The sequence below is a fragment of the Bradyrhizobium sp. NAS80.1 genome (assembly GCF_001908205.1).
Lineage (GTDB): Bacteria > Pseudomonadota > Alphaproteobacteria > Rhizobiales > Xanthobacteraceae > Bradyrhizobium.
Genome location: NZ_LGHL01000263.1, coordinates 1 through 3,909, shown reverse-complemented (window position 1 = coordinate 3,909; position 3,909 = coordinate 1). Strand labels below are relative to the sequence as shown.

The 3,909-nt window shown below is 64.7% G+C and carries 4 protein-coding genes and 1 pseudogene; 1 reads left to right on the top strand and 4 read right to left on the bottom strand.

The annotated features are described in order from the left end of the window. The 4 genes and pseudogenes from AC629_RS40705 to AC629_RS40690 all read right to left on the bottom strand — a co-directional run. The coding region (locus AC629_RS40705; protein ID WP_084810298.1) for a hypothetical protein at nucleotides 1–810 on the bottom strand (810 nt) is incomplete at its 3' end. 156 nt (nucleotides 811–966) lie between these two features. Beyond that, nucleotides 967–1,158 carry a hypothetical protein gene (locus tag AC629_RS40700; RefSeq protein WP_084810297.1) on the bottom strand — a complete coding sequence of 64 codons (192 nt, stop codon included), beginning with the start codon at nucleotides 1,156–1,158 and terminating at the stop codon, nucleotides 967–969. A 203-nt stretch (nucleotides 1,159–1,361) separates the two neighbouring features. Continuing rightward, entirely contained in the window at nucleotides 1,362–1,730 is a 369-nt protein-coding gene (locus AC629_RS40695) for a YidB family protein (RefSeq protein ID WP_084810296.1), read from the bottom strand. Between the two features lie 89 nt (nucleotides 1,731–1,819). Further along, nucleotides 1,820–2,483, bottom strand: a pseudogene (locus AC629_RS40690) (glutathione S-transferase family protein). Between the two features lie 121 nt (nucleotides 2,484–2,604). Between AC629_RS40690 and AC629_RS40685 the strand changes: the two are divergent. After that, nucleotides 2,605–3,327 (top strand): DUF599 domain-containing protein, encoded by a 723-nt coding sequence (locus AC629_RS40685; protein ID WP_084810295.1) that lies wholly within the window; start codon nucleotides 2,605–2,607, stop codon nucleotides 3,325–3,327. The last annotated feature ends 582 nt before the right edge of the window (nucleotides 3,328–3,909 follow it).

Genomic DNA, 3,909 nt, shown 5'->3' with positions numbered 1-3,909 from the left:
CGCTGCGTTTGCGGCGGGCGCCGCCTGGCGCGTTGCCGCCGTGGGCGGCTCCGGATTCATGATGCTCACCGGCGGTGTCGACGATGCGCTCGGGAACTCCGCGTTGGTCGGCTTGCCCGTCGGCATCGAGGGCGGTAGCCCGGCAAGTGCGCCCGTAGCCGGCATCGGCGGCGCCGCCATTGCCGGCGTGTTCCAGGTCGGCGCGTAGCGCGCGACCAGCGTGTCGTAGAGATGGGAACTCATGTTGGCGGCGACCTGCTGCTGATCGGTCAGCGAGCGGAACGTGGCGCAATCGAACTGCGTGCAGCCGTCGCGCGCGATCAGCACGTGCGCGACGAGGCCGTAGCGATCGCGCTCCAGTGCCTTGCGCAGCACCTTCATGTCCGATGTCAGGCTCTTCTCGGCGGTCGCAGCATCGCCGAGCGCGGTCAGCCGATCGATCCTGGCGGCCGTGTAGGAGACGGCCGTAGCCGCCGCGTCAGGCGCGCCGAACAGCGCCTTCTCGCAGCCGGCGGCTACTGCATCGCCGGCGAGATCGTCGAGACAGGACAGAGCCGGCAGGCTCGCCGTGAACGCAGCTTGCGTGCGCGCCTCGGTCGGAGCGGCCTCCCCCGCCGGTCCATAGGCGCGCGCAGTGGCAGCGACCGCGATGGCAATGGCGAGCAATGTAATGACAGTCAGCGCGCCGTTGGCGACCGACTTCTCGGCGCGCAGCAGCGTGATCAGGAGGATCAGTGCGAAGAAGCCGGCAGCCGCCAGCGTCAGCCACATCGGAAAGGCCGGCGAGCGCCAGATTTGGTCGAACGCCATGCGCGACGTCCCCTCACGCGAGCAAAGAGCGAATGGTCAAAGCGAGCGCCGCGAGTCGGCAACTGCCCCCGGTCCACCCTGTTGAGGCGAAACGGGCCTTTTTGACGGCGGGACGAACAAATTCGATTGCGGCACCGATGCGCCGTCCCGTCATCTTCAGGACAGAGCGAGCTGGCTTTCCCTGGCGACCCGTTCGAAGGCCTCGGTGGAGCTCTTGATCCGATACTGGTAGTCGTCGCCCTCGGTCGGAAGCTGGCGGATGACCTCATAGGTGCCGCTGGCAGCCGGGCGCGCGATGTTGCTGGCTGTGAACAATACGCGCGTGCCCACAGGGAATTTATGCTTCAACACCCATCTCCATTACTCAAACAGCGCCGGCCGCGCCCAGAGTCCCACTGCGACGGCTGGCTCGAAACCCGTGGCGCTGTATAGCACGCGGCAGGCCGTTTTGACCAGCAGTATACAGGGCTGCCGAACGCGCCAATCCGGTAGTTTTTTCAGGATGATAGCCACGGAACCGGGCGGCTGATGATACCGCCGGAGCGGGCCTTTCAGGCAGTGTGGGGCAAATGGCCGTCGGGGCTCGCGTGATCCACGGCCTTGGGCAGTTCCTGGGCCAGGATCTGACTGAGCTGGTCGACCGGGATGTTGTAGCGCGCAGCCAGTTGGCGAACGGTCTCGTTGCCGAGCACTGCGCGGAGCTGGTCGGCCGAGATCGGCAGGTTCTGGCCGTTGCCGAGCCAGGATTTCACCTGATCGCCGAAGCCAGACTGCTGGAGCTTCGCCACGATCGCGCTGAGGCCGCCCTGGTTGTTGCTGCCCAGCACTTCATTCAGCACGGCAGGCAGCACCGCCGCGCCTAGCTGACTGAGCGCGCTGCGGAGCGCAGGGTTGTTCTCCAGCGAGTCCAGGATTCCCATGGCGGTGCCCTCTCCTAAACCGTAGTTCCGCTGCGATTGAGCGCCGCCATGCGGCGTACCGTCAAGCGACGCCCAATCACAATTGCGGGTTACACATTCTCGAACTTTTCGATGACAAGCGTTTCAGCGAGCCCGTCGCGCGTCCACTCCTGGAGCGCCGGCATCGCGATCATCGTGTCCATGTAGGCCTTGGTCTCCGGCGTGACTTCGATGGCGTAGGTGCGGAAACGATGCACAACGGGGGGCGTACATCGCATCAGCTGCGCCGAAGCGACCGAACAGAAATGGCCCCTTGGCGCCGTAGCGCGTCCGGCACTCGCGCCAGATCTCCTGCACGCGCGCGATGTTGGCGAGCGCATCCGCCGACAGAGTCACGGGCCGGATCGGCCGGTGGAGGTTCATGCCGCATTCGTTGCGCAGCGCCACGAACCCGGAATGCATCTCGGCGCACACCGAACGGGCATGGGCGCGGGCCGAAACATCGTCGGGCCACAGCTTCTTCTCCGGATAACGTTCAGCGATGTATTCGATGATCGCGAGCGAATCCCACACCGTCGTCTCGCCGTCGACCAGCACCGGCACCTTGCCGGCGCGGCTGAAAGACAGGATCTGCTCCTTGTCCGCAGGATTGTCAGTATAGAGCGGAATAACGGTCTCCACGAACGGGATGTCGTTGGCACGCAATGCGAGCCAGGGTCGCATCGACCATGACGAGTAGTTCTTGTTGCCGATCGCGAGCTTGAGCGCTGCCATGTTACTGGTCCTTCCCGAGTCCTTTGGATGCGGCTGCTTTTAGCGCCATCGCCTGCCGCCAATCAATCGTTGCCGCGACTAGCCATGCGTGGCAATCGTTGCGATCTGCGAGGAGAGAGACATGAGCAGGCACTGGGTCGACATCACGGCCGTCGGCTTCTTCATCATCGAATGGCTGGTCTATGCCATGACGCTGGAGCATTCGGCCTATGGCCGCAACAGCCTGTCCGCTCGCATGAACCGCTATCGCGAGGTGTGGGTGCGTCGGCTGCTCGACCGCGACGCGCGCATGGTCGACATGCAGATCATGGCCTCGCTCCAGAACGGCACCGCCTTCTTCGCCTCCACCAGCCTGTTCGCGCTCGGCGGCGCGCTGGCCCTGCTTAATGCCACCAACGACGCAATCACCATCCTGGGCAAGCTGCCGATCGATCTCAGCCCCTCGCCCGCGCTGTGGGAATTGAAGTGCGTCGGCCTGGTGCTGATCTGCGTCTACGCCTTCTTCAAGTTCGCCTGGGCCTATCGCCTGTTCAACTATGTCGCGATCCTGTTCGGCGGCATGCCGCCCGTCTCGCAGCGCGACACGCCGGAGGCCGAAGCTCATGTCATCCGCACCTCGCGTCTGTTCGAATCCGCCGGCCGCCATTTCAACCGCGGCCAGCGCGCCTTCTTCTTCGCGCTCGGCTATCTCGGCTGGTTCGTCAGCCCCTGGGTACTGTTCGTGAGCACGGCGGCAGTGGTGATCGTGACATGGAGAAGGCAGTTCGCGTCCAGTGCATGGGCGGCGATGGCGCCGGATGTGGTGGCTGCGGGTGGTGGCGAAGAGACGAAACGCGGTCATTGATGCTCCCGTGCCCCGGACGCGCTGCAACGCCATAGCGCGTCGAAGACGCGCGTAAACGCGCTTACGGCGTTGCTGCGCAGAGCCGGGACCCACGCCACATCGATTGCTCTCGGAGACATGGGCCCCGGCTCTGCAGCGCACCGCCGAAGAGGCGCTGCGCTGCAGAGCCGGGGCCCGAGAGTGTCAGCTGACGCCCATGCCTTCTCCACTTCGTCATCGCGAACGCAGCGAAGTAGTCCAGAATCCCTCGACGGATAGACTCTGGATTGCTTCGCTGCGCTCGCAATGACGGAGTATGAGGCCGCATCGCGATCCTCCAATGCGCAGCACTCGTAGGATGGGTAGAGCGAAGCGAAACCCATCAACGCGTTCCTCCACGCGGATGCATGATGGGTTTCGCAAGTGCTCTACCCATCCTACGGCCTCGCAGACACACTTTCCCGTTCTCGCGGCGCCTTTCGCCCGAGCTTTGCTTGATCTCTCCACCCTTTAAGCCAAGAGCAACTGTGCCGGAAGTAGACCGCTGACCGGCCGGGCTCAAGGCTGGCGCTGGCGCGCCCCCGCCTTCGGCGGCTGACGGCC